Source organism: Myxococcales bacterium, from assembly GCA_016703425.1.
Classification (GTDB): Bacteria; Myxococcota_A; Polyangia; order Polyangiales; family Polyangiaceae; genus JADJCA01.
The window spans coordinates 76,009-101,559 of record JADJCA010000009.1; the positions used below are offsets into that span (position 1 = coordinate 76,009).

Genomic DNA, 25,551 nt, shown 5'->3' on the forward strand with positions numbered 1-25,551 from the left:
CGCTTGATCCGGCCCCCGACGAGTTATCACACACTTGTCGACATTGTCCGCACGGCACGCGAGCTGCACGGCTCGGTGTGGAGGTTTCCCGATGCGTCTTTCGCTGCTTGTGCTGTTCGCGCCCCTCGCCGCCTCGCTTGCCGCTTGCTCGGGTTCGGGTTCCCCCGAGGGTGCGCCGTCGTCGTCGGACGAGCTTCGGCGAAGTGAGTTCGTTGACGTGACGGAACGCGATGACGACACGACGCTCTCCGTCGAAAAAGGCAAGAGCGTGCGCGTGACCTTGCCGGCCAACGCCACCACGGGCTACGCGTGGCGCGTCACCAGCACGAACCGCACCTTCGGCTATCCCTCGCCGCGGGACGGCACGTACGAGGGCGCGCACGACGGCCCCGTTGGCAGCGGCGGCCACCAAGTCTTCGTCTGGAAGACCAACGGCGCGCACCTCGAAGCCGCGGCAACGGTGCACCGCGTGACGCTTGAATACCGTCGCTCCTTCGAGAATGACGAGACACCGGCGCAGCGAACGTTTTCCTTCGGCGTGAAGATCAAGGCCGCTGGCGCCACCGACGAACCGGAGGCCCGACGCTGCCCGACGTCGAGCTCCATCAACTGCATGCCGCCGACAACGAACCCGCATTGCGCCTCCGACTTCCGCGCGTGGGCCCAGGCGAATTGCGGTGTCAGCTACCTCGACTGAGACGCGCGAGCTCGGTGGTGATGGCGGCGAGTTCGCCGAGGCGACGCTTCGCTCGCCCTTCAATGGCGTCGGCCAGAAGCTCGCCCGTCACCCCCAGGCGGACGGCAAAGTCGCTCATGGTGCCTACGGGGCCGCGCGCGAAGGCGCGCGCGACGGGACGCAGATCGAGGTCACCGCGAAGCGGCACGTCCGTTCCGGAGGGGTGCTCGCGGTTCAGGAGCTCGTGGGTGTACGTACCCCAGCGGCAAACGGCGTCCGTTGGCCGGAGGAATCGACGCCAGCGCTCGTGGAACGAGGCGAACGTCTCACCGGCCACGATGCGAGCCGCGTCGACCTCGAGGTGGATCGCCGTGGCGGGATTGAGCGGACCGCGGGGGGCGACGAAGGCCTGAAAGGCTTCGTGCTGGGGCAGCCGAACGGCGGACCATTGCACGACCTCATCGGGGCACGCGCCGCGGCGGCCCGCGCTGTAGGGCCAGGCGTTGGCCTCGGCGTGGACGCAAACGAGATCGCCTTCGTGAAGGAGCGACGGTAACCCGCGACGCTTCGGCGGCACCGTGCCCTTGCGGGGCGACCGGCGGTGGCGTGAGCCACCGCTTTGCGCCGCATAGGCGAGCTGCGACTCAACCATGGCGCGAAAGGGCTCAAGCAGCGCGAGGAACTTCTCCGGTTCGCCGTCGAGTACGCCGAGCACGTGCGCCAACGCCTCGACCGTCGACACGTAGTCGAGGGCAGGCTCTCGGCGAATGCGGTACGCGCTGGGGGCCTTCGGCCGGAAGGCGACGCGAGGCAAGCTCCGCAACGCGGGGTTCCGTCCGATCAGCGACTTGGCCTGCCACCAGGTTCCGTCGACGACGACCAACGTCCGCGGGCCCTCGAAGCGAGCCCCCTCGACATCGATGGCGCCGTCGCCGGGGTAAAGCAGCACGGCGGGACGCTCCGCGTCGGAGAGCGCCGAGAGCCCGTCGAAGGAGAGCCCCACGTGAAGCTCCGCCTCAGGCAAGCAGAGCGACGCGATGCGCGCCGTATTGATCGGCACGGACCGTTCGCGCGGATGCTGGAGGATGACCACGCGCGTCCGACTCGTCAGCGGCGTGACGAAGCGGCAATAACAAACGACTTCAGGGCGACCGCAGCTCGTGCAAAGGGCGCGGGGTTCACGACCGTCGGCGAGCGTCATCGGAGCGGCTCCGCCAAGAGGAGGCGATTCTTCGGCGTGACCTCTTCCGCCAAGAGCTGCGTGTGCACGCGGTACCCGCGCGCCGCCAAGGCGCGCGCGCGCGTCACGTCGATGGCGAGCGAGAGATCGACCCACCCGCCAAGGCCCCCGAGGTCACAGGTGACCTCGTCGTGGCAACAAGGCAGAACGGCGACTCTCGCGCCAGCGGCGGCGGCGCGCGCCAAGACGACGTCCGTGAGAGTGCCGCAGCCGTGGGCCGAGACCACGACGTCGGTGGCAAAGAGCGGCACCGACTCAATGTCAGCCTCGACGAGGGTGACCCGGCCGGCGAGCTTCGGCCACGCGGCGCTCATGGCCACGAGCAGCTTGGAGGCGCTCGCGGGAATGCGCCGATCCACGGCGAGCGCCGACGCCGAGGTGTCGTCGAGCAAGAGGAGGAGCTGCGCGACGAGTCCGTGCCCACAAGCAAGGTCGACGACGCGACCACCGCGGAAGCGACGGCGCACGCGGCGCGCCACCTGCCACGACTCGAAGAGCTCCTTTCGCGGGAGGCAATTCGCCTCGCACACGACGCGCGCGACGCGGTCGAAGAGCGAATCGGTCGCGAAGTGACGAGCCGTGGTCGGCTTGAGGCGCACGCGGCTCCGCGGGTCGAGCACGGGGGCAGTCTACCCGATTGCTCTGCGCGGGCCCGTCAACGAGCGCGACGGGCCGTTCGATAGCGCGACACGCTACGAGCTGCCCCGCAACCCGCGCGGCCCGACGGCGCCCGGGTCGAGGACAGCGCGAACCTTCGCGAGGAGCACCAGCGGTGTCGCCGGCTTGCGCAGGAGCACGTCGGCGTGAGCGGCCCCATGCCCGTCATCGTCAAGATGACTGACCACGTGGAGCACCCGGATGCGTGGTCGACTCGACCGGAGGACTGCCACCTGCTCGTCGATGGGAAGCACTTGCTCGTCGGTGATGAGCACGTCGGCGGCGGCGCCCCCCTCGGTCACCTTCTGCACGAGGTCGTCGGCCGACGCCTCGATGACCGAATACCCCTGCGACTCGAGCGCGGCCCCGAACGTCCGGCGCACCGCGGGATCGCCGACTACGAGCCAGACCGTCTCGCCGCCTGGGGCGGCCAGCGTGCTGGCGTCGGTCCGCGAAGCCATCGGCGAGACTCCGGCGGCCGGCAGGCGCACGCGAAACGTCGTCCCGAAGCCGAGGCGACTCTCGAGACGCACGGTGCCGCCAGCCTGCTTCACCGCTCCGTACACCATGGCAAGGCCCAGGCCGGTGCCCGCGCCGAGGAGCTTCGTCGTGAAGAACGGCTCGAAGACCCGCGCCTGCGTCGCTTCGTCGATGCCCGTCCCCGTGTCCCTAACGAAGAGGTCGACGTAGAGACCGGGCGGCAACGATGAGCGGCCGCCGCCGCCATCGTCCGTGAGCCGCGCGCACGCGGTCTCAATGGTGACGACACCTCCCGCAGGCATCGCGTCGCGCGCGTTCATCATCAAGTTGAGCAGCACCTGCTCGAGCTGGCTCGCGTCGACGCGAACGGGAGGGAGCTCGTCAGCGAGGGCCGTCGTCAGCCGGATGTCTTCACCGAGCAGCCGCGCAAACACACGCTCCGAGAGGGCAACCACCTCGTTGACCGAGGTGAGCGACACTTGAGGCGCCCGCGCGCGGCTGAACGTGAGCAACTCCCGCGTGAGATGCGCCGCGCGTTCCGCGGCGTCGCGAATCTCGTTCAGGCTCTCCCAGGCGGGCCCGACGCGCTGCGCGTCCATCGACAAGAACTCCACGTTGCCGCGGATGACCGTGAGCAGGTTGTTGAAGTCGTGAGCGATGCCTCCGGCGAGCCGGCCCACGGCCTCCAATTTTTGCGCTTGGAGCAGCTCCTCCTCCAAGCGGAGCCGTTCGGTCAAATCGCCGACGACGCGCGCGAAGCCGCGCAGCGTACCGTCATCGTTGTAGACCGGCGTTGTGGCGAGGCTCGCCCAGAAGCGCTCGCCGCTCTTTCGCACCTGCCAGCCTTCCGCTTCCCCCCGGTCCGAGCCGCTCGCCGCGCGGTGCGGCGGAGCGTCGACCGCCTCGAGGGCGCGAACGTTGAGTGTCGCAGCCTCCTGCTCCGAGTAGCCGTAGAGACGCTCAGCGCCGGGGCTCCACGTGACGACGCGACCGTCGGGCGTCGTCATGAAGAGGCCATAGTCACGAACGCCGAGGACGAGCAGCCGGAAGCGCTCCTCGCTCGCGCGAAGTTCAGCGGAGGCGAGCTCACGCTCGATGGCCAGCCCCGCGAGGTGGGCGGCACCACCGAGCAACTGAAGGACGCCTTGCGACGGGCGCAGCGCGCGGCGAGCGTAGATGGCAAAGGTCCCCAAGACGGGCCCGCCGCCGGCGGCGACGATCGGCAACGACCAGCAGGACCGGAGGCCGTAGTCGGTGAACGCCCAGCGGAAGTTCTTCCACAACGGATCGGTCTCGATGTCGTCGACGACGACCAGCCGGCGCGTGAAAGCGGCGGTGCCGCAGGAGCCGACCTCCGGGCCGATGGTCACGCGGCTGAGCGCAGCGTTGTAGGCCGCCGGCAAGCTCGGCCCGGCGCCAAGGCGCAGCGTGTCGCCTTCGAGAAGGAGAATTGAACAGAGCGTCCCCGCTTGAAGGTCTTCCACCAAACGCGTGACCGCTGCGAGGACCGCCGGCAGAGGCTCACCATGGGCGATGGACTCGAGGACGCGGTTGTGGCCGAGCGTCCATTGGTGCGCGTGCTTCTGCGCCGAGATGTCCGTGTGCGTCACGATGGCGCCGCCGCGCGGTTCGTCGATGGGCGTGGCGCTCATCGCGAACCAGCAACGCTCCCCCTCGATGACGCATGGGTACTCGAGGTCAAAGCGCAGCGTTCGTCGCGCCAGCACGTCCCGTAGCCCCGCGGCCGCTCTCCGAGCGCTCTCGTCCCCTACGCAGGCCGCGAGGTAGTTCGCGCCCACGCCGGTGGCGGCCTCGAGGCTTGAAGATGCGGGGCCGCTGACATTCCGAGCGGCGAAGGCCCGCCAAGCGCCGTTGACCGCAACGATGGTGCCCTCGTGGTCGAGGATCGCCACGTGGGCGAGCGCCGCATCGAACGCACCAAGCATGCTGTTTTCTCTGTACCAGGAGGCGGTGCAAAGCAGGCGATCGTTCCGCCCCGAAGGCGACGAAACGGCGTGGCTGAGGCAGTCAGTGGCCGTTGAACTCGCGCACCTGCTTCACGATGAGGTGCCCATTGCCGAGGATCTTGACCTCCAAGTCGAGGGACCGCGGCTTCTGGTTGTCGAAGGCCACGTAAGTGCAGTCGCCGCTGTAGTAGTCGGGCTTGGCTCGGCAATACGCCACCTCGACGGCCTGCACGGCGGTGACGATTTCCTGGAGCTTCGCGTCCGGCAGAACGCTGCCCTGCAGCGGGGGTTGGCCCGCCGCCGGCGCGGCTCGGCGCACCAGGGTGAAGCGCGGGGGGCGGTTAATGTCCCCAAACGTGGCGATGGTGTTCTCCGCGAGGGTGCCCGGGTTTGGGTTCGTGACGAGGTTGTTCCCCTGCTGCACCGCTAGCGTGTAGCCCATGATGTCGTCGCTGTTGACGACGCGCGTGATGACGACGGCGTTGGCAGCGACGTCGTCCTCGAGGTCGTAGGCGGGCACGATGGAGAGGCCCATCCCGCTCGTGGCGTGCGAGAGGCGAGCGAAGGTGCGCTCCTCCACGGCGCGACGGTTCCACAGGCTCGCGTAGACGCCCTTGATGGCGCAGTGGACGGTCTTCGGTTTGACCTTCGACTTGGTCACGGCGCCGTCGGCTTCCGTCTCGATGCGACACGAGCCGTCGGGGTTGTCGACCTTGTCGGGCTCGGCGGAGAAGCTGTCGTAGAGACCGGCGCCGTCGAAGTTCGGGACGTCCTCGGCGTTGGAGCTCGAGCGCACCTTGAACTTGGGCACGCCGGGCATGAGCGCCGCGATGCGATCCATCACGCCGCTTCGCGTCGCCGTCGGCAACTCGGCGAGGAGGATCGCCGACTTGACCGCGTCGACCATCGTTCCGCGCTCGTTCGGCGAGAGATCGCCGCGGCGCTCCGCCGCGATGAGGGCATCGATCTTTTGACGCACGGCGCCGTTGGGCGCGTGCGCGACGAAGTCGCGGTACGACGCGACGGGGACGCCAAAGCCGCGCGGCGTCAGGTCGTATCCGAAGCGGTGGCTAATGGACGTGGCTTGCTCGACGCGGCCCAAGACCTTCTTGTTGGCGAGGAAGCCGAGGCCTTGCGCCTTGCCGCCCCAATGGGCCGTCAGCTCCGTGCAGCCCGCGGGGTTGATCGGGCACATGTCGTCGTAGCTGATGAGCCGTGTTTCGGCCACGACACCGAGCTCGACCCATGGCCGCGCGAGGCGTTCGGCAAGCTTCTGCCGCACGATGGCGTCGGTGGTGGCCTCGAGCTTGAAGCCGTCCTTTCCGACCACGAGGTGCACCGGCTTGTCGGCGAAGGGCGCGAGCACCGCGTTGGTGGGGCTCGCATCGCGGAGCACCATGTTCGGCGTGCCCCGCTCCTTGGACTTGAGGTTCACGTGCGATGTGGCGTCTTGGTAGACCTTCGTGATCGCGCCGGCGACGACCGACAGATCGAGCGGAAGCTCATTGAAGACCGGGAGATCGGTCGGGCGGAGGTCGTCGACGTTCGTCGGAAAGATCCGGAGGGTGCCCCAAGCTTCGCCGGCGTTGACGGGGAAGTAGTTCACGGACCCGAGAATGTCGTCGATGGAATAGATGGCGAAGCCCATCGCTTCGATCTCGGCCTTCACCGTGCGCGTCGTCTGTTGGGGTCCGGTAGCCACGAAGGCGAGCTTCGCGCCGCGTACGCGGAACGCCGACTTGATGACCTTCAGCGCCTCGACGATTCGCCCCTCGGCGATCACGTCGTCGGGATAGAACTGAACGGCGTAGGTCAGCTTCTCTTCGGCGCCAAGCTTGTAGGTCTGGATGGTTCCGGCGAAGAACTTCTTGGCGTCGACGAAATAGGTCGAGTCGTTGAAGGCGCCCGTTTCCATCGTGAGGCCGAGCTTCTCTTTCGCGAAGTAGTAGTGGTACTTCGCGTAGTCGGGCGTCTTGCCGCCAGCCTTGAAGTTCGCGTTGATGAAGCTCGGACTGAGCGTGGGCCTGCTGCGCGCATCGATCAGGAACTTCATCGAGCGACCTGATTGACCGAAGCCGCCCCCCTCAACGCTGAAGGCCTTGTAGCGCGCCGCCGAGGTCATTTCGCTCACGGACAGGGCGTTGGCGGTGAGCTCGTCCTCGCTTTCTTCGTCGTCCTGCCCGGCCGTGCTGCAGGCCGGTGCCAACGCCAGGAACGCGAGAGCAAGAAGCGAGGCCATAACGCGCATGGCGACCCACGAAGCACGGACCATGCCGCACCTTGTGGTCAGAAGTCGGAGCGAGGACGCATGTGTCCGCGTAGCACTGGCTGGTCTGGATCGAACACTTGGATCCTGGCCCCACCACCGTTGCCCCTGAAATCGCCGATAACTTTCCACTCCAATGGGTGGTGCGAGGTGTGCAAGAGCCAGACATCGTGCGCCCCCTGTTCCTCACGTTGGGTTTCGCCGTTGCTTGTGGAGCGCCCGGCGCGACGGAGGCTGAGGAGCCTGGCAGCGACCTCGGCGAGGTGCGGGTCAAGCAGCAAGAGGTCTCGGGGGCCGGCACCCCTCCACTGCTCGAGGTGTCGGCGCTGGGCCTCCGCGACGGCAAACTCCTGAGCCTCGGGGACCGCGACTTCAAAATCGCCGTCGATGGCAGCCTCGACGGCCGCAAGGTCTCTTTCGCAGACGACCAGCTTCGAGACCTCACCGGCGCGTTCCCGGCGAACCCGCGCGGCGCTCAATGGGAGGGCATTACCTCCGATGGCTCCGGGCGGCTGTTCCTCCTCGAAGAAAACCCGGGACGCATCTTCGTCCTCGATCGAGAAGGACGCGAGCTGGTCCACACCGTCACGTTGCGCGTGCCCGTGACGAACGAAGAGTGGACCGCTGCGTGGAACGACAGCGCCAACTCGCGCGGCGAAGGCCTCGTGTTGCTCAAGAATGGCCACGTTCTGGTGGCCAAAGAGAAGGACCCGAAACGCATCGTGGAGTTCGGGCCCGAAGGTGAGCGTGCCTCGGGATACCGGCCCGGCAGCGAGGCCGCGAACGCGAGGTTTCCCACCGAAGGCCGAGCGTCGACGATGGTGCCGCTGATGGCGTGGCGCCTAAAGGGCGACGCCGACAACTTCGCCGACATCAGCGAGCTCGCCGTAGGGCCCGGCGGCCTCTACGTGCTCAGCGACGAGTCGCGCGCCATCGCCCGACTTCCCCTCCTCGACAAGGACGACGACGCTGCCGAAGCCGACGAAAAATGGAAGCTGCCCTTCAACGGCGACGACGAAAAGACCGAAGGGCTCGTCATCCTCCCCGGCGAAAAGCGCGTCGCGCTGGTCGCCCTCGATGGCCCGAAGAAGGACAACCTCATGCGAGTCCCGCTCGACTGACGATCCGACGACGATGAGCCGCCGAGCCAACGGCGCGCTGCGTTGCGCGCGCTGCCACATGCACCGCACGCTCTGCGTTTGCGCGCTCATTCCGCGCATCGAGACGCGGACGCGCGTCGTGCTCATCACCCATCGCTACGAGGATCGAAAACCCACCAACTCGGGCCGGCTCGCCACCGAGTGCCTGGTCAACAGCGAGGTCCTCGTGCGCGGCCACGAGGGCGCGGTCACGACCTTCACGGCGAAGGACGGCACCGAGCCGCTCCTGCTCTTTCCCCACGAGGACGCCGCGCCGCTTGGCCCCCGCGAGCCCACCGCACGCCCCGTCACGCTGGTGGTGCCCGACGGCAACTGGCGGCAAGCGTCGAAGGTACGAAAACGCGTGAGCGGCCTCGAGGCGACGCCATGCGTCATGCTCCCCGTCGGCGAGGCGCGAGCGCCGCGACGGCTCCGCGCCGAGGCACACGACTATGGCCTCGCAACGCTCGAAGCCGTGGCGCGCGCCCTGGGAATCCTCGAGGGTCCCGAGGTGCGCGGCGCCATCGAGCAGCTCTTCCGGGTCATGGTGGAGCGAACGTTGTGGTCGCGCGGCATGCTGGCCGTGGGTGAGGTCACGGGCGGCGTGCCCGACGCCGCGCGGCTCCACGATTGGTCGCGGTGACGAAGCAACGCCGGCGAAAACGGTCTATATAGGGGCCATGTCTGACGACCAGTCGTTCGCGGCGCTCTTCGAGGCGCAAAGCAAGGGTCAAACGATGCACCGCTCGGTGCGCGTCGGGGAGGTCGTCGAAGGCCTCGTCGTTCACGTCGGCGCCGAGACGATCTTCGTCGAGCTCGACGGCAAGCGGCAGGCGATGCTCGAGGCCGTTGAAGTGCGGGCCGAAGACGGCACCATCGCCCTCAAGATCGGCGACACGGTCCGCGCGAAGGTCGTCTCGGTGGATCAAAACTCCGGCGACGTGCGCCTCGGGTACTCCTTCGGCAAGAGCGGCGACCTTGGGCAAATCCAGCGAGCCATGGAGTCGGAGATCGCGATCACGGGCAAGGTGACCGGCTCCAACAAGGGAGGCATTGAGGTCGACCTCGGCAAAGGCGTCCGCGGCTTCTGCCCGCTCTCGCAGGTCGCGCAGCGACCCGGCACCGACATTCCCGGCCTCATGGGCCAGTCGCTCGAGTTTCTCGTCACCGAGATCAAAGACGGCGGCCGCGGCGTGGTTCTATCGCGCCGCAAGCTCCTCGACGCGCAAGGGCGCGAGTCGCGCGAGCGCGTCCTCGCCACCCTCGAGAAGGGCAAGACCGTGCGCGGCACTGTGACCGCCGTGCGCGACTTCGGCGCGTTCGTCGATCTGGGCGGCGTCGAAGGCCTCATCCCCGCCTCCGAACTCTCCCACGAGCGGGGCGTGAAGCCCGCGGAGCGACTGCAGCCCGGCGAAGAGGTCGAGGCGCAGGTTCTCGAGATCAAGGACGAGGAGCCGAGCGCCAAGTCTCCCAAGGGTCAGAAGCGCATCACGCTGTCGCTCAAGGCGCTCGTGGAGGCGCCGGCGCGCCCCGCCCCGAAGCCCTCCGCGGGCGGCGCGGGGCTCGCCATCGGCGCCATCGTCAAGGGCAAGGTCGCCCGCATCGAGACCTACGGCGTCTTCGTGCAAGTCGACGGCACCGAGGGCCGCGACGGGCGCGGCTTGATTCCCGCCGCCGAGCTCGACGTCGCGCGCGGCGTCGATCTGCGCAAGGCGTTCCCGGAAGGAACGGAGCTCACGGCCAAGGTCCTCGAGACCGGTGGCGGCAAGCTGAAGCTGTCGGTGCGCCGCGCCAAAGACGACGCGGAGCGCGCCGAGTTCAACGCGCACCGCGAGAAGAGCAACGAGAAGGGCCTCGGCACCTTCGCGGACCTCCTGAGGAAGCGGAAGTAGCTGGCGTGGCCGAAGCGGCTCCGTCCGACGAGCCGACGCCGCCTGTCGCGCCGAGCGTGACGCCCATCGTCCTCTTCGATGGGGTCTGCGGCCTGTGCGATCGCGTGGTCACCGCCCTCATCGCGCGCGATGGCCAGCGGCGGCTTCGCTACGCGCCACTGCAGGGAACAACCGCCGCGGCGCTGCGAGCCCGGTACGCCACGATCCCGACCGAGCTGTCGACCGTCGTCCTCATCGACGAGGGTCACGTCTACCTGCGCTCGCGCGCCGTCTTCCGCACACTCGTCCTCTTGGGCGGCCGCTACCGAGCCTTTGGCGTGCTCCTTCGGCTCCCCGCGTGGCTTACCGACGCCGGCTACCGCGTCGTGGCGCGCGTCCGCTTCGTCCTCTTCGGGCGGCGTGACGCGTGCCGCGTGCCGACGCCCGAAGAGCGCGGCCTGTTCTTGCCGTAGCGACGCCCAACTCCCGAGCGGTGAGCAGATGAGCAAGCGGCTCGACGACTCACTCGGCGGGTGGCGTCGATGCGTGACGGGGCTCGCGGCGCGGGCGCGTCGTCTCGCGCATCGACGAGAGATCGGGCGTCGGCGGTGGCTCTCTGTCGTGCCGCGCGAGCCAGTCCATTAGCGCCGCCTCGGGCATGGGCTTCGCGAACAAGAATCCTTGGATATCGAGCGGACCGCGCGGCGTGAGAAACGCGAGCTGACTCTCCGTCTCCACACCTTCAGCCACCACGTCAATGCCGAGCCCTCTCGACAAAGACAGGATCGCCTGCATGATGGTGTCGGTCTTGGCGCGGCCCAAGTGACGCACGAAGGCACGGTCGATCTTGAGCGAGTCGATGGGGAGCCACGTGAGGTAGCTGAGCGACGAATACCCGGTGCCGAAGTCGTCGAGGGCGATACGAACGCCCAGCGCGCGCAGCTTCGTGAGCGCGACACCGCTCGCCTCCGAGTCCTCCATCACCAGCCCCTCGGTGATCTCGAGCTCCAGCGACGACGCCGCGAGCCCCGAATCGCGGAGCGCGTCCTCGACAGTGGCGACGAAGCCTGGGGTGCGGAATTGACGGGCCGACACGTTGACCGCTACGCGAAGCGGCCGGCCGTCGTCGGCCCACTGCTTGGCGCGAAAACATGCGGTCCGCAGCACCCACTCGCCGAGCGAGACGATGAGGCCCGTCTCCTCGGCGACGGGAATGAACTCGGCCGGGGAAATGCCGCCCGACGCGCGGGTCCAACGGAGCAGCGCCTCGACGCCCATGACCCGTCCCGACGGAACGCCGACCTTCGGCTGATAGTGGAGCGCGAGCTCACTGGGGCCCTTGCCCTCGCGAGCGCCGTCGAGCGCCTCGCGTAGGCCGGACTCAAGCTCCAACCTCCGGCGCGCGCGCTCGTGAATGCTAGGCGTAAAGAAGTGCACGCCGTTGCGCGAGCGCTCCTTGATGTCGTGCATCGCCGCGTCGGCGCGTTCGAGGAGCGTATCGGCGGCAGTTCCGTGTTCGGGAAACATCGCTACCCCGACGCTGACCGACACGAACATCTGGTGCTCGCCGATGGTGAAGCTCTCGCGAAACTGTTCGACGATGCGACGAGCGATGGCGGCGACCTCGTCGCCGTCGGCTACGTCGGCCAGGGCCACCACGAACTCATCGCCGCCCAAGCGTGCGGCGAGTCGATGCTCCATGCTGTCGCTCGCTGCGCGGATGCTCGAGAGAATCCGGGCCGCAGCCTCGCGCAAGACGGTGTCGCCGCCGGCCTGCCCCAGCATGTCGTTTACGCGCTTGAAGAGATCGAGATCGATGGTCAAGACAGCGGCGGCGCGGCGGCCGCGCTCGGCCTGCGTGAGAGCGCGTTCGAGAAACTCACGAAAGAAGAGGCGATTGGGCAGCCCCGTGAGATGGTCGAAATACGCGAGATCGATGACGCCGCGCTCGACCTCGCGGAGATCCGTGAGGTCCTGCGCCGCGCCCACGAGGCAAACGCCGCCCGTCTCATCGACGACCAGCTCGGCCTCTTGGTGAATCTGTCGAACGCGGCCGCTCTTGTCGACCAAGCGGTAGTCGATGGCGTGGCTGGCGCCCGCTTGGAGCGTGGCCTCGACGCGGGCGTAGTCGTCGGGATGCACGCGTTCGAGGAGCGCGCGGAGGTCGCTCCAGGAGCCGGCGTCAGCCACGCCAAAGACCGCGTTCGCCTCCGGGGACCAGCGGAAGCGTCCTCCGTCGAGCTCCAGCTCCCACTGGGCGAGGCGCGCGAGCCGCTGGACCACCGCAAAACGGGAAGCGCCGGCGCGCGAGCTGCGATAGTCGAGGGCCGCGCGGAGGATGTACCTTACGCGGTGAGCGAGGAGGCCATAGTTGACTGGCTTGGTGACGAAGTCTGTGGCCCCCGCCGCGAAGGCCGCGCGCATGGACGCGTGGTCATCGAGGCTCGTCAGCATGACGATGGGAATTCCGCCGCCGCCGGGCAGATCGCGGATGCGGCGGCACACCTCGAGGCCGTTCGTTTCTGGCATGCACACATCGAGGAGGATGAGGTCGGGCCTCTGCTCTTCCAGCGACGCCAGCGCGGCCCGTGCGTGCTCCGCGACGGCCACATCGAACCCTTCGGCGCCGAGCGCATGCGCCGCGAGCATGGTCAACATGGGGTCGTCATCAACTACGAGAATTCGTGCACGTTCCATGGGATCTTCAGGGTGCTCCGAATGAGGATGCTTCGAGGGTCAAGGACCGAAGGCCGCGCGAACGCGTGGCTCCCCCGCAGTTGGGAACGGCGGAAGCCGTGAACCCTTGAGGCCTTTCACGAAACTTTCGCTGGTGGTCGGCGGCGTCCTGCTGGCCACGTCGCTTTGGCTCGCGCTTTTCCCGCGGACGACTCGGCCGCCGCCGAAAGTGGCCACCCCTTCCGCGCCGACCCACGACGACGCAGGCGAAGGTGCGAGGTTGGACACCGGTGTCGCAAGGCGCGCTCCGCCCCCGCAAGGGAGTGGGAGCGGAGCGCCTCGGCCGCCTCCCGCCAGCGCGGCCGCAAAGCCGTCACCGAAAGGCGCGCTCCGGGCGCAAGAGGAGCTGCTGGCGCGCGGTGATCTCGCTGGCTTCCGCCAGACGTTCCTCCCGCCGCTGGACGCCAAGGTCGGCGACGCTGAATTCGAGGCATGCAAGCGGCGCCTCGGCAACCGCCCCGTAACGCCCGATTGGGAGATGGCCGAAGAGGAGATGACCGACGCCGGCCGCGTGGTCCGCGTCAGCGTCTTCGGCAAGTCCATGACGGGCTTCCACGAGGTGAACGGTCGCTGGCTCGCAGACGCCGTTTGGTGTGTACCGTCGTGGTGAGCCGTTGTCCTGGTCAACGCCCTGGTGCGCGCCTCGCTGGGAGGCCCGCCGAAAGCCGGTGGCACGGTACGCCCGGGTGCCGATGGTGCTCCTCGTGGAACGCGAGGCTGAGGAGCACGGGCGAGCGCGCAAAGGCGAAGGCCGCGGCGAGGCGAGCGAGCCACGGGGGCGTGTGGTGCGCCATGTACGAGGCCCAGAAGCTCGCCGTGAGCTGCATCGCGAGCGCCACGAAGGCGTAGTGGGACAGGGCGGTCCCCAGCGACCCCGAGAACGCCGCCGCGGCGAAGATCATGGTCGCGACGTGTTCCACGAGCTGCGCGCGCCGCTCGTGGGGCGCGGCCCGCCGCCACGCCTCCCGGCGAAGGCGCACGAAGGTTGCCGGGCCACACGCGAACGAGCCCCATAGGGAACGCGTGGCCCCCAAGCCTTCGATGTCGCATGGAGCGAGCGGCCGCGCGTGATGAAGGAGGTGCATGCGCCGCATGGCGCGCCCGCTGAGCAACATGAGCGCGCCGGCAACGGCGAGCAGCGCCGCGTTGGTGCGGCGAGGGAGGCCCAGCGCCCGATGCGATAGGTCGTGGGCGAAGGTGAAGAGCGCGAGGAACATCGCGACACACAACGCGAGGCGCACAGGCCCGCCGACGAACGCCAGGGCGAGGGCGACGGCCGCGATGCGAAGGAGGTGCGTCGCGACATCGCCAAGAACGGTGTGCGTCGACGGATTCATGAGCGCCGTTGGAGCGATTTCCGTGCCGAGCCCCGAGCTCCGGCAATAGGCCCGCGTTTGGCGAGCTCACATTGACCCGAGCCGCGTCCCTTAGGCAGTTGGTGTCCACGACGTAGACAGTCTCATTGGCTCGGGGCGCTGCCATCACCGCGGCCTCGCTGACTTCGCGACGCGGCGAGACGGGCACGCGACCTGCACCGGCATCGCCCATGCTTACCGCCTCGGTGTTGCTCCTGGTCATTGGGCTCCTCGGGTCCGTCGACGTCGTCGTATTTCACGAGCGTCACGCGCGGCTCACGGTCCGCCCCGAGGGCCGCCACGAGGCGTGGATTCACGTCGCCCGCGGCGCCGTCTACGTGCTCCAGTTCCTCCTGATCCCGAACGTGCGACTCACCGGAACGTGGGCGCTCGCGCTCTTTCTGCTCTTCGCCTTCGACGCCGCCATCGCCATCGCCGACATCGCCGTCGAGCCCGCCGCCAGGCGCTCGCAAGGTGGGCTGCCGGACGGCGAATACCGCATGCACATTGTCTTGAGCGTGCTCGTGGGCGCGATGATTCACGCCGCGCTCGCCGAAGCCTTCAGCCTGCGCCTCTTGCCGACGGCGGCCTTGTTCGCGCCTCAGGCTCCCCTCCCCTTGCGGGTCGCTCTCGCGGTGATCGCCCTCGGCCTCGTCGTGCACACGCTGAAGGACGCCCTGACGCTCGTCGCCGGAGCGCTGCCGCCGCCCCGCCCGGTCCACGTGTCGGTTCGAATCCCGACGACCGTGCGCGAGCTCTGGCGCCTCACGCAAGATCACGACCTTCACCCTCGCTGGGATCACCGATTCGATGACATCATCATGCTCGGTGCGCCGGGCGAGCCGATTCAGACGGGGACGAGGATGCGTTATCGAAAGTCGGTCCTCGGCATGACCATCTCGGGCGAAGGCCGGTACAAGTTGCACCGCCCCGAGCGTCAATCGACGTTCGAATTTTCGTCGCGCGATCCTCGTTCGCTCATCGCCCGCGGCGTGGGCCTCTGGCTCTATCGCCGCGTCGCGGAAGGCCTTGTGGAGTTCTCGACTTCGTACACCTACGAGGTTCGCTGGGGCGCGCTCGGACGCATCGTTGATCACGTGCTCTTCCGGCCGCTCTTCCAGTGGGAGACGGAGCGTTCCTTCCGGCGCTTAGCCACGGACTTCTTCCGCATGGAAAAGCCGCTCGTGCTTGGCGCCACTGGCCGACGGCGACGCTGCTTTCCGGAGGCCCACGGAGAGCGGCGAGGCGCCCTCGCGACGTCATGACGCCGGCCATCGTCCTCACGTTCTTTCCGCTCTGCGTCGTGGCGCTCACCATCGGCCTCGTCGCCCTTCGGCTCGGCAAGGAGACGCGCGGCGGGCTCGTGGTCCTCTCGAGCGGGCTCGCAGTCTGGGCCACGGGCCTCATCCTGCTCTTGACCGGCGCACGCATCGCCGAGCGCGTACTCCCGCTCGGAATGCTCCTCGCCGGCGCCGTCCTGCACGCCGGCACCGACGTGGCCCGGCAACGCGCACCACGCCGTCGCTCCGTGACGCTCGCCTACGGCTTCGGTGTGCTCGTCGCGCTCACGGGCTTCTTCGCGCCGCGGCTGCTCTACGGCGAGGGCGCGCGAGGCCCCGGCCCGGTGTTCCTGCCGTTGGCCGTCGTGGCGAGCGGCGTGACCGTCGCAACGCTCGTCTTGCTGGCTCGCCTTGTGCGCGACGCAAGCTCGCTGGAGCGCCCTCGACGCCTCGCCGTGCTCTTGTCGTGTGCCTTCGGTTCGCTCGGCGGCGGAGGCGCCATCGCGCTCCGCGTTTGGTCCATGGGCCGCGTCGAATGGTCTGCGCCGCCGCTCTTCGCCGCGATCGCGCTCACGGGATACGCGGTGTTCTCGGGCGAAGAGCTGCGTGTGCGCCAGCGCCTCGTGCAGGGCGCCGTGCAAGCCGTCATCACGGCGGCGCTCTCCGCCGTGGGCCTCACGGCCTTCATCGCCGCCCTGCCGTGGCTGCTGCCGGGCGGCGCGGTGCCGATCGCGACGGGCAGCGGCGCGTCCATCCTCTGGCTCGCGTTCGTCGTCTTCGTGGCGGCGCTTCCGCTCGAGCCCTTGCGCATGCTGCTCGTGGAAGGAGCGGCGCGCGCGCTCTTCCAAAGCCCCATCACCGTCCCCGAGCTCGCCGATCGAGTCGAGCGCACCGAGACCCGGAGCCGATCAGGCAGCGCGCCTCGCGGCGCTCGGCGGCGTCGTCTCCGCCGTTGCGCACGAAATTCGAAATCCGCTGGGGGTCATCGCCGCGCAGGTCAAACTTTTGGAGAAGAGCGGCGCGGCCACGGCGTCGCTCGACGGGATCCGTCATGAGGTCGACCGCGCCAAGCGATTCTTGGACGACCTCTTGCGCTACGGAAAGCCGCGACCGCTCGACATCCGAGGCTTCGACGCGCGCGCCGCCGCCGAGCTGGCCACCGGAAGCGTCCTTCGATCGATCGGCGACGGCGCGCCCAGGGTCGAGTTCTCGGGCGAGGCCTCGCTGGTAGCAACGGCCGATCGCAACGCCTTCAGCGACGTGGTGACGATCCTGGTGTCGAACGCCTGCTTCGCCGTCGAAGGCGACCCCGACTTGCCGCCCGTTCGCGTGACCCTGGAGCGTGGCGACCGCGAGCTCCGGCTCGTCGTTGAGGACGACGGCCCCGGCGTGCCCAAGGAGATCGAAAACGCCCTCTTCGAGCCCTTCGTCACGGGCCGCGGTCGCGACGCGAAGCGGCCCGGAACGGGCCTCGGCCTCGCCATCGCTGCGCGGTGGCTCGAGCGTCACGGCGGAGCGCTATCCCACGAGCGACGAGCCCGCGGCACGCGATTCGTGGCGCGCTGGCCCACGACCGACTGAGCGCTGGCCCGGCAAGCCGCCGGGTGATCCGGCGCGCGGCGGCCGAGGGCCCAGTGATACGGTCACGTACGTGCGCGAAACGATCCTGCTCGTCGACGACGACAAGGCCTTCCGAACGGTCTACGAAGAGCTCCTTCGTGCCGAGGGCTACGAGGTCATCACGGCCGCTAGCGAGCCCGAAGCCGCGGCGACCTTCGAGAAGCACAAGCCTCGGCTCGTGATCCTCGACTTGATGCTGCCCCCAACGGGTACGACGGAAGCGGGGGCCCGGCTCCTCGAGCTCATGTTGCGCCTCGTGCCGACGGCCAAGGTGGTCGTCGCGTCGGGTGCCGGCGAGGGCTCGCTGGCGCTCGCCTTGGTGAAGCGCGGCGCGCACGATTTTTTGTCTAAGCCGGTAGACCCCGACGTTCTCGTCGCGGTGTGCGCGCGCGCCACGGCTCGCCTCTCGCTCGAAGATCGCGTCCGGGAGCTCGAGGCCGAGGTCATGATCGGCGATCGCGCCGCCGTCGGCCTCTTGGGAGAGGCGCCCGCGTTCGTCGATGCGCGCACGTTGGCGGAGCGCGCTGCAAGGACTGACGTTCCGGTCCTCATCACCGGCGAATCAGGCACCGGCAAGGAGGTGTTCGCGCGGTACGTCCATGCGCAGTCCCCACGGCACGCGGGCCCCTTCGTCGCCGTCAACTGCGGCGCCTTCGCCCGCGAGCTCATGGAGTCGACGCTCTTCGGCCACCGCCGCGGCGCCTTCACTGGCGCCGTCGCCGACGCCAAGGGCCTCTTTGCGCAGGCGCACGGCGGCACGCTCTTTCTCGACGAGATCGGCGATCTCGAGCCGTCGCTCCAGGTGAAGCTCCTCCGGGCCCTCGAGAGCGGCGAGATCCAGCCGTTGGGGGCGCCGAAGCCGGAGCGCGTCGACGTGCGCATCGTGTCAGCGACGCACAAGCCGCTCACGGAGATGATGGAGCAGAAGGCCTTTCGCGACGACCTCTACTGGCGCATTCGCGGCATCGAGATCGCATTGCCGCGGCTCGCCGATCGGATCGGCGATCTGCCGCTATTGGCGCAACACTTCTTGAACCTCGCAAGGACGCTGGTCCCGGCGTCGGCAACGCCGCGTCTCTCGGCGGAGGCGGCGCGTCGCATCGAGGAGTACGCGTTCCCCGGAAATCTGCGCGAGCTTCGCCACGAGATGCAGCGCGCGATGGTGATGGCCGGCGGCCGTAGCGAGATCTTGGAAGACGACCTCTCGCCAGAGCTTCGGCGCCGCAAGGCGGCGACCTCCAACGCCGCGGTGGCCGACGACGCCCCGCTCGATCAAAAGGTCGCCGAGCTCGAGAAAACGGAGATCGAACGTGCCCTCGCCAAGGACGGCGGCAACCGAAGCCACGCGGCGGCGCGCCTCGGCCTCTCGCGGCAGGGCCTCCTCAACAAGATGGCCCGCTACGGGCTCAAGTAGATCGCTAGGTCACGACGAGGCCATCGTTCCACTCCGCGTCGAGACCACAGAGCCAACGCGCGGCGCGGTGGCGCTCGAGGGCGAGGCTCTCGAGGCGGTCCACCTTTCCCGCCTTGGCCGCCGCGATGGGCTTTCCGGCCACCACGAGATCCCCGGCTTCTATGCGCGCGCGACCAAAGTCGAACGGAGCGAGTCCCTGCCGCGCCGCGAAGGTCGAGACGTCCAGGGGGCCCGGCCGGACGCGCGCTTCGACCGTTCGCCAATGGACGGCCAAGGCTTGCCTCGCGAAGGCGATGGCGTCGAAGCGCTCATTCCAGGAAGCGTGCTCAAGCAGTGCCACGCCCGCCTTGGTACCGAGCCCCAGCGACTGCATCAGCTCCTCCGGCTCCACCTTTCCCTCGAGCGGCGGCGCGCGCCTTCGGCCTAGCGCCCACGCGAGCACCGCCGCCGCTTCAATCGACCAAGAGCGGTCCACGTCCTCCGACGATTGCGACGTCTCGAGCGGCGCCTCGAGGTAAGCCCATTCGGCGGGAGTCCCCTGCTCGCGCGCGTGGCGACGTAGCCATTCGCACAGCGATTGCTTGCGGCGCTCCGCCTTCGGAAGGTAGCCGCCAACGACGAGCGGCTGCGTGTTCGGCAGCGACGCCCGCCACGCGATGGCGGAGAGCAAGAGGGCGCGCTCCAAGACAGCGCGCGCCGTGGGCCGCGGGGCAGGCACGGCGTCGGCGAGCCGTTGCAGGTTCGCCGCGCGACGCTCGTCCTCCGACATCGCGAGCACCTGACCGAAGGCGGCGCGACTCGCCAGCAGCGCGAGTTCGGGATCGGTGCGCACGCGGGACAAGTCGGCCCCGTAGCGGGCGCCGTGACGAAGGCAGGTCTCCGCCAACGCGTCGTCGCCAACCTTCACGGCGACGCGAAGCGCCTCGTGGAAGATGGCCGGCTCCCTCGCTCCGGCCACGGCGGCCGCCGCGATCGAACGCGCCGCCATGAGACGAGGCGCCGGCGCGCGCCAGAGGACCTCGAGGCAGCTCATGTGGACCTCCGGGGCGACGCCGCGCACCGCCATGAGGTCCTCCGCGAGGGAAAGTACGGCGGCGCCGTCGCCCCTTCGCGCCGCCTCGAGGGCGAGCCTCGCGGCTCGGATCACGAGCCCGTGGGCCCCCCAGTTCGCGCGCGTGCCGAAAGAGAAGAGGGCCATCCGCTCGGCCTTCTCAAGCCGTAGCAGCGTCGACCGGTGCGCAGCGTCGCCGACAGCGAAGCCACCAATGACGGCGCGGCGCCGTTCGTCGCTCTCCGTGAAAAACGCGGCCCGCAGCGCCCCCTCGTTCGCCCACGCCGGGTCCGCGTCCATCGCGCCATGGTAGGGCTTGCCGTTCGGGCGCGCCTGATACGACTAGACTATCAACTCAATACACTCGATATATTGGAAGAATCGCCGCACGCGCCCCATGCTCCCCCTTGTCGGTGACGTCCCCGGGACGGACCGCCGGAGGAAGAAGCGAGCATGGAAGCGAAGGAAACCGTCGTCGACGTGGCCGTTTTGGGTGCCGGGACCGCGGGCTTGGCCGCGTACCGCGCCGCAATCGCTCGTGGAAAACGGGCACTCCTCATCGAGGGAGGCCCCTATGGCACGACGTGCGCCCGCGTCGGCTGCATGCCTAGCAAGCTGCTCATCGCGGCGGCCGACGTCGCCCACACGGCGCGCGACGCAGCCCTCTTCGGCGTCGACGCCACCGTGAGCGTCGACGGCCGACGCGTGATGGACCGAGTGAAGCGGGAGCGCGACCGCTTCGTCGGCTTCGTCAAAGACAGCGTCGACGCCATCGCCGCGGGCGACAAGCGGAGCGGCACCGCCCGCTTCGTCGCGCCGGGAACGCTGGACGTGGCGCTCGAAGGCGGCGGCCGCGAGGTCGTTCGCGCAACCGCCGTCGTCGTCGCCACGGGCTCCGAGCCCGTTGTGCCCAGCCTCTTCGACGCCATCCGAGATCGCCTCATCGTCAATGATGACGTCTTCGCCTGGGAGACGCTGCCGGAGTCAGCAGCGGTCTTTGGCGGGGGCGTCATCGGCCTCGAGCTCGGACAAGCGCTCGCGCGCCTCGGGGTCCGCGTGCACGTCTATGGCCGGGGCGGCGCCGTTGGCCCCCTCACCGATCCTGCCGTGGCAGCGTCGGCCAAGGAGGCCCTTGGACGAGAGTTCTCCTTCGACGCCGCCGCGCGCATCACACGGGTGGACCCGGACGGAGCTGCCGGTGTTCGCGTCACCACGCAGGAAGCGGAAGGCGCGATCACACGAACGTTCGCGGTTGCGCTCATCGCCGCCGGCCGCCGGCCTCGCCTCCGCGGCCTCGACCTCGAAAAGTCCGGAGCGACGCTTGCGAACGGCGTTTTCATTGTCGACGAGGGCACCCTCCAATCGGGCGGCAGCGCCGTCTTCTTCGCTGGCGACGTCAGCGGCATCCGGCCGCTCCTGCACGAGGCCGCCGACGAGGGCCGCATCGCCGGCGACAACGCGGCTCGCCATCCGGCCGTCGTGGCGCAAGCGCGGCGAAGCGCCCTCGCGATCACCTTCACGGATCCGAACCTCGCCATCGTGGGCGAAAGCCACCGCGCGCTCCTGGCTCGCGGCGCGAACTTCGTCGTCGGCGCCATCGACTTCGCGGACCAGGGGCGAAGCCGCATCACGGACAAAACTCGCGGCCGCGGCCACCTCTACTTCGACGAGACGACAGGCGAGTTCTTGGGCGCCGAGCTCGCTCACGCGCGCGCCGAACACATGGCCCACCTGCTCGCCTGGGCCCATCAGAGCCGGCTCACCGCGAGCGCGATGCTGGGCATGCCCTTCTACCACCCGGTCGTGGAGGAGGGCCTCCGCACCGCGCTCCGCGACGCCGACAGCAAGCTCCGCGAGCGCGCCAAGCGTCGCTCGCTGTGATCCGCACGACCTAAGAAGACAACCCCACCAAAGACCTCAAGACGACCACGCGAAAGGAATCGCCATGAAGAACCTCGAAGGAACCCGCATCCCCGACCTCACGCTCAAGACCCGCGACGGCGCCGCCTGGCGCGACGTCTCGACGAAGGAGCTCTTCGCGGGTCGTAAGGTCGTCGTGTTCGCCCTCCCGGGCGCCTTCACACCGACATGCTCTTCGAGCCACGTCCCGCGGTACAACGAGCTGGCCGACGCCTTCCGAGCCGCCGGTGTCGACGACATCGTGTGCGTCTCCGTCAACGACGCCTTCGTCATGAACGCTTGGGCAGAGGATCAAAAGGCTGACCGCGTCCGCTTCCTTCCCGATGGCAACGGCGAATTGACGCAGGCGCTCGGCATGCTCGTCGACAAGCGGAACCTCGGCTTCGGCCCGCGCTCGTGGCGCTACTCGATGCTCGTCGACGACGGCGTCATCACGAAGATGTTCATCGAACAAGAGGTGGAAGGCGACCCGTTCCAAGTCTCCGACGCCGACACGATGTTGCGATTCGTGGCCCCCAAGGCCAAGACCCACGACATCGTGATGTTCTCGCGCGCCGGCTGCTCCTATTGCGCGAAGGCGAAGACGCTCCTCGGCGAGCGAGGGCTCGCCTACGAAGAGATCGAGGCGTCGCCCCGACGCCTCCGCGCGGTGAGTGGCCGCGCGACGACGCCGCAGATCTTCATCGATGGCCAGTACGTCGGTGGCGCTGACGAGCTCGCGAAGGCTCTCCTTAAGCTCGACGAGCGCTGAGGCAGGTCACAGGCTAGCGTAACGAACGACAACGACGTCTTCGTGTCCCGCGGCGTCTTCGGTGTGGCCCACCACGGCCCAATCGCCCGCCGAAGGCGCGACGTCGACGAGCTCGCGAAGTTTGGCGATGGGCTTGAGCTTGATGGCGGCGCGCACGTCCCCGGTGGGACTCAGGCGGTAGACCATCGGCGCGGCGGCCGAGTCGAGCGCCGAGAGCACGACGAGATCGCCCGACGCGTCGCGACGAACCTTTGGGTAAGCGGGAACGTGCGGGCCGCCAAGCCGCTTGGCCCAAGTGACGCCACCATCGGCTTGGATGCGCATCACCACAACGCCGCCTTCGCCAGGCACGTCCCGACCGCCGAACGAGACGGGCCCCTTGATGGATGCGGCGAAGAGCACGGTGCCGTCATCGTCTTGGAGCACGTGACCGCCCAACGGGGCGTCGCCCGCAGCGGTCGACCAGAGCCCCGAGCGGAGCGGGACGCCCGTCGGCGAGAAGCGCGAGAATGCCGGAGAGCCATGTTCCCCCGGATTCGCCGACCAAGCTGAAACTGGCCGTCCATGAGGAGCGCTAGCTCGCCGTCGCCCGACGTCCCCATGGCGAAGATCTCATCGTCTCCGGGGCCGCCGACGATGCGGTGCCCTTGCAGGTCGCCGTTGGAGCGGAACGCCATGACGGCGACGTCGCGCGCGTCTAGGGCGGCGACTGCGCTGCCGCCGATCTGCGTGGACGCGCCGAGCGACGCGACGACGGCGACCTGATTGTCGCCCACGGACGCGAGGAAGGCGTTTCCGGTGGAGAATGCGAACCCCTTCTGAGGCTTCAGCGCTTCGTCCAGGAACGCCACGAAGCCGTCGCGCGGCGAGGTGGCCCCGGCGGAAATGGTCACGGGCCCGAAAGGAATAGCTCCCTGAAAATTGCCGGCAACCACGACGTTGCCGTCGGCCGTCACCGCGATGGAGGTCGCGAGGTCGCGGCCGTTGCTGCCGAACGAGAACGTGGCCTTCGCGTCGGGCCCCTCACGGGGCGCGTCGCTCGGCGGAGCGACGGTGGCATCGACGCCGCCATCGCCAAAGACCCGCGGCGCTGACGTCGTCTCGTCGGAGGAGCAGGCGGCGACGGCGCCAAGCACCGCCGTGAGGCAGGCCGCGCCGAGCGAGTGGTGAATTCGAAGCATGCGTCAGTCTACACCGGCCTACGAGCGCCGGCCTTCATGGCGCGCCTTGCGCTACTGTACGTGGATGTCGCGACGCCTTGTGACCCTGGCCATCCTCTCGAGCGGAGCCCTCCTGGCCATCACGAGCGGCGCTGCGACACCGGACGAGGCGCCGGAGGAATCGCGCGCCCAGGTCGACGAAGCGCTCAAGGCGCTGGGGCGGGTGATGCGTGGCGCGAAGCGTACGCTGGTCGCCGGCGCGCCTGGCTCGCTCGAAGAGGTCATCGCCAAGTTTGCGCCGGCGAAGTTTCATCCCGTCGACGAAGGGAAGACGCCGCCACGCAAGAAGGAGGGCGCGTGCCCCACGGAGATGGCGCTCGTCGCCGAGCGCGTCTGCGTCGATCGCTGGGAGGCCTCGCTCGTGACTCGAAAGGACGACGGCACGGAAGAAGCGGTCTCGCCCTTCGAGTCACCGCCATCGGGCCAGAAGTTCTTTGCGCGGAGCGTCGCCGCTGCGACGCCTCAGGCCTACATCAAAGGGCCCGAGGCGCTCGCCGCGTGCCGCGCATCAGGAAAACGACTCTGCGAGGCGGCCGAGTGGCGCGCCGCATGCGGAGGCTCACAGGGCTTCGCGTTTCCCTACGGTAAGAAGAAGGAGCCGCGCCGCTGCCGCGACCGCGGGACGGCCCCGATGATGGTCTTTCACGCGAGCACGCTCAAGAAGGGCTGGGGCAGGACCGAGCTCAACGATCCACGCCTCAACCAGCTGCCGAACACCGTCAGCAAGACCGGCTCGCACGAGGGTTGCGTCAACGACTACGGCCTGTTCGACATGGTCGGCAACCTGCACGAATGGACGGCCGATCCCAACGGCACCTTCCAGGGCGGGTATTACCTCGACACGGCGGAACACGGCGAGGGGTGCGCGTATCGAACGATCGCGCACCCCTTCGACTACAGCGACTATTCCATCGGCTTCCGCTGCTGCAGCGACCCGACGTAGCGATCGATGCGCCTGCGTCGGGCCGCGCGCCGTCAGCGCGTCACTTGGAGAGGCCACCCATCACGGAGAAGATCTCGCCGATGCCTTCGATGTATTCGCCATCGTTGTGGCACGCGTAGAAGGAATCCGTGTACGTCTTGGTGCCAGCCGGCGACTTGACGCTGACCTTGAGGAGCGGTTTGTCGGCGCCGCAGCTGTCGCCGACGTAGATGGACGCGTGTGAGAAGGCTTCGAGGACGCTGTCGGCCTGCTTCTTCGTGAGGGTCTTTGAGCCGCTCGTCGTGAGCCAGGGGCCGTTGTTGGCGAAGACGCAATACGAATAGGTGAACGCCCTGGTGGCGACGTCGAGCTTGTACTTCTGCTGGCCGGCGCAGTTCGACCCCGCCGGCGCCGGGCGCATGAAGCCGCCGCCGGGGCTCTCGGCGATCACTTGCGTCGCGTCGTCCGGCAAGATGCCGGGCGCGCGCTCGAGGTCGTTCGACCAATTGCTCCACGCGGCGCCGGAGCGCGTGAGGTGGATGCCACCATCGGTGGTCGTCTGATACCGGTAGCGCCCCGCATAGCCGCCGGCGTCGACGCCTTCGGAGGCCTTCAGCGTGAGGTACTTTGTGCCCGCGGTGAACGTCCCGTAGAAGGTCGTGAAGGACGGGCAAGGCGCCACGGCGCAGCGGATGCCGCTGTCGACGGTCGCCTCGAAGTCGCCCCACGCGCTGAGGCGCAGCGAACGGAACGTCGGCGGCCGCACGCCGCTCTTCGCCGAGTACAGGCCAACAACCTTCTTCGCGGACGCCGAAAGAGCTTCTTCCGATTCGCCATCGGTGGCATCCGCTTCCTCTCCGGGCGACGATGCGCAACCGGGCGCGGCAGCGAGGGCGGCGAGAAGGAAAAGTGCAGAATGCATGGCAAGCTTCATGGGGTTGGCTCCGGGCTCTTGGACGAGCAACGGTGTGGCATCGTGGGTAAGT

Annotated in this window: 21 protein-coding genes and 1 pseudogene; 12 read left to right on the forward strand and 10 right to left on the reverse strand. The window is 68.7% G+C overall.

Going from position 1 to position 25,551, the window contains the following annotated elements; all coding sequences use genetic code 11:
- Nucleotides 1-91 precede the first annotated feature (91 nt).
- Entirely contained in the window at nt 92-697 is a 606-nt protein-coding gene (locus IPG50_18010) for a protease inhibitor I42 family protein (GenBank protein MBK6694078.1), read from the forward strand.
- Here IPG50_18010 and IPG50_18015 read toward each other — a convergent pair.
- From IPG50_18015 to IPG50_18030, 4 genes are all read right to left on the reverse strand, one after another.
- Nucleotides 681-1,877 (reverse strand): DTW domain-containing protein, encoded by a 1,197-nt coding sequence (locus tag IPG50_18015; GenBank protein MBK6694079.1) that lies wholly within the window; start codon nt 1,875-1,877, stop codon nt 681-683. The genes IPG50_18010 and IPG50_18015 overlap by 17 nt on opposite strands.
- Complete coding sequence (locus tag IPG50_18020; protein MBK6694080.1) at nt 1,874-2,515, reverse strand: methyltransferase domain-containing protein; 642 nt, start codon at nt 2,513-2,515, stop codon at nt 1,874-1,876. The genes IPG50_18015 and IPG50_18020 overlap by 4 nt, the downstream gene beginning before the upstream one ends.
- A gap of 93 nt (nt 2,516-2,608) precedes the next feature.
- Nucleotides 2,609-4,999: a PAS domain S-box protein gene (locus IPG50_18025; protein ID MBK6694081.1), complete on the reverse strand. Its 2,391-nt coding sequence runs from the start codon at nt 4,997-4,999 to the stop codon at nt 2,609-2,611.
- Between the two features lie 82 nt (nt 5,000-5,081).
- Entirely contained in the window at nt 5,082-7,292 is a 2,211-nt protein-coding gene (locus IPG50_18030; GenBank protein MBK6694082.1) for a hypothetical protein, read from the reverse strand.
- A 164-nt stretch (nt 7,293-7,456) separates the two neighbouring features.
- Between IPG50_18030 and IPG50_18035 the strand changes: the two genes are divergently transcribed.
- From IPG50_18035 to IPG50_18050, 4 genes are read left to right on the forward strand one after another with little or no spacing between them, the layout of a single operon-like run.
- Nucleotides 7,457-8,407, forward strand: coding sequence for a hypothetical protein (locus IPG50_18035; GenBank protein ID MBK6694083.1), 951 nt, complete (start codon nt 7,457-7,459; stop codon nt 8,405-8,407).
- A 13-nt stretch (nt 8,408-8,420) separates the two neighbouring features.
- Entirely contained in the window at nt 8,421-9,068 is a 648-nt protein-coding gene (locus tag IPG50_18040; GenBank protein ID MBK6694084.1) for a DTW domain-containing protein, read from the forward strand.
- Nucleotides 9,069-9,105: 37 nt separating this feature from the next.
- Nucleotides 9,106-10,317, forward strand: a complete 1,212-nt coding sequence (locus tag IPG50_18045) for a S1 RNA-binding domain-containing protein (protein ID MBK6694085.1) — start codon at nt 9,106-9,108, stop codon at nt 10,315-10,317.
- 5 nt (nt 10,318-10,322) lie between these two features.
- Nucleotides 10,323-10,769, forward strand: coding sequence for a DUF393 domain-containing protein (locus IPG50_18050; GenBank protein ID MBK6694086.1), 447 nt, complete (start codon nt 10,323-10,325; stop codon nt 10,767-10,769).
- Nucleotides 10,770-10,818: 49 nt separating this feature from the next.
- Here IPG50_18050 and IPG50_18055 read toward each other — a convergent pair whose 3' ends face one another.
- On the reverse strand, nt 10,819-12,954 hold the full coding sequence (locus IPG50_18055; GenBank protein MBK6694087.1) for an EAL domain-containing protein: 2,136 nt from the start codon (nt 12,952-12,954) through the stop codon (nt 10,819-10,821).
- Nucleotides 12,955-13,252: 298 nt separating this feature from the next.
- Between IPG50_18055 and IPG50_18060 the strand changes: the two genes are divergently transcribed.
- Nucleotides 13,253-13,642 carry a hypothetical protein gene (locus IPG50_18060; GenBank protein ID MBK6694088.1) on the forward strand — a complete coding sequence of 130 codons (390 nt, stop codon included), beginning with the start codon at nt 13,253-13,255 and terminating at the stop codon, nt 13,640-13,642.
- Nucleotides 13,643-13,655: 13 nt separating this feature from the next.
- Here IPG50_18060 and IPG50_18065 read toward each other — a convergent pair whose 3' ends face one another.
- The gene (locus IPG50_18065; GenBank protein ID MBK6694089.1) at nt 13,656-14,369 is read right to left on the reverse strand and encodes a fatty acid desaturase; all 714 of its coding nucleotides are present in this window, start codon (nt 14,367-14,369) and stop codon (nt 13,656-13,658) included.
- A gap of 209 nt (nt 14,370-14,578) precedes the next feature.
- Between IPG50_18065 and IPG50_18070 the strand changes: the two genes are divergently transcribed.
- The 3 genes and pseudogenes from IPG50_18070 (at nt 14,579) to IPG50_18080 (ending at nt 18,701) form a co-directional block, all read left to right on the forward strand.
- Nucleotides 14,579-15,652 (forward strand): SRPBCC family protein, encoded by a 1,074-nt coding sequence (locus IPG50_18070; protein ID MBK6694090.1) that lies wholly within the window; start codon nt 14,579-14,581, stop codon nt 15,650-15,652.
- Nucleotides 15,649-17,248 (forward strand): annotated as a pseudogene (locus IPG50_18075) (HAMP domain-containing histidine kinase). The gene IPG50_18070 and the pseudogene IPG50_18075 overlap by 4 nt, the downstream one beginning before the upstream one ends.
- Nucleotides 17,249-17,318: 70 nt before the next feature.
- Nucleotides 17,319-18,701 (forward strand): sigma-54-dependent Fis family transcriptional regulator, encoded by a 1,383-nt coding sequence (locus IPG50_18080; GenBank protein ID MBK6694091.1) that lies wholly within the window; start codon nt 17,319-17,321, stop codon nt 18,699-18,701.
- Between the two features lie 4 nt (nt 18,702-18,705).
- On the opposite strand, the gene IPG50_18085 is transcribed toward IPG50_18080, so the two are convergent.
- Nucleotides 18,706-20,052: a DUF4272 domain-containing protein gene (locus IPG50_18085; protein ID MBK6694092.1), complete on the reverse strand. Its 1,347-nt coding sequence runs from the start codon at nt 20,050-20,052 to the stop codon at nt 18,706-18,708.
- A gap of 153 nt (nt 20,053-20,205) precedes the next feature.
- Between IPG50_18085 and IPG50_18090 the strand changes: the two genes are divergently transcribed.
- A complete protein-coding gene (locus tag IPG50_18090) occupies nt 20,206-21,633 on the forward strand; it encodes a dihydrolipoyl dehydrogenase (protein MBK6694093.1) in 1,428 nt (475 codons plus the stop codon).
- 58 nt (nt 21,634-21,691) lie between these two features.
- A complete protein-coding gene (locus IPG50_18095; protein ID MBK6694094.1) occupies nt 21,692-22,423 on the forward strand; it encodes a glutathione peroxidase in 732 nt (243 codons plus the stop codon).
- Between the two features lie 6 nt (nt 22,424-22,429).
- Here the strand turns inward: IPG50_18095 and IPG50_18100 are convergent, their stop codons facing one another.
- Together IPG50_18100 and IPG50_18105 are read right to left on the reverse strand one after the other, a co-directional pair.
- Nucleotides 22,430-22,747: a hypothetical protein gene (locus IPG50_18100; GenBank protein ID MBK6694095.1), complete on the reverse strand. Its 318-nt coding sequence runs from the start codon at nt 22,745-22,747 to the stop codon at nt 22,430-22,432.
- Nucleotides 22,747-23,604: a hypothetical protein gene (locus tag IPG50_18105; GenBank protein MBK6694096.1), complete on the reverse strand. Its 858-nt coding sequence runs from the start codon at nt 23,602-23,604 to the stop codon at nt 22,747-22,749. Before IPG50_18105 ends, IPG50_18100 begins: the two co-directional genes overlap by 1 nt.
- Before the next feature lie 64 nt (nt 23,605-23,668).
- On the opposite strand from IPG50_18105, the gene IPG50_18110 reads away from it, so the two are divergent.
- Nucleotides 23,669-24,586 (forward strand): SUMF1/EgtB/PvdO family nonheme iron enzyme, encoded by a 918-nt coding sequence (locus IPG50_18110; GenBank protein MBK6694097.1) that lies wholly within the window; start codon nt 23,669-23,671, stop codon nt 24,584-24,586.
- A 40-nt stretch (nt 24,587-24,626) separates the two neighbouring features.
- Here IPG50_18110 and IPG50_18115 read toward each other — a convergent pair whose 3' ends face one another.
- Nucleotides 24,627-25,487 carry a hypothetical protein gene (locus IPG50_18115; GenBank protein ID MBK6694098.1) on the reverse strand — a complete coding sequence of 287 codons (861 nt, stop codon included), beginning with the start codon at nt 25,485-25,487 and terminating at the stop codon, nt 24,627-24,629.
- Between the last annotated feature and the right edge of the window lie 64 nt (nt 25,488-25,551).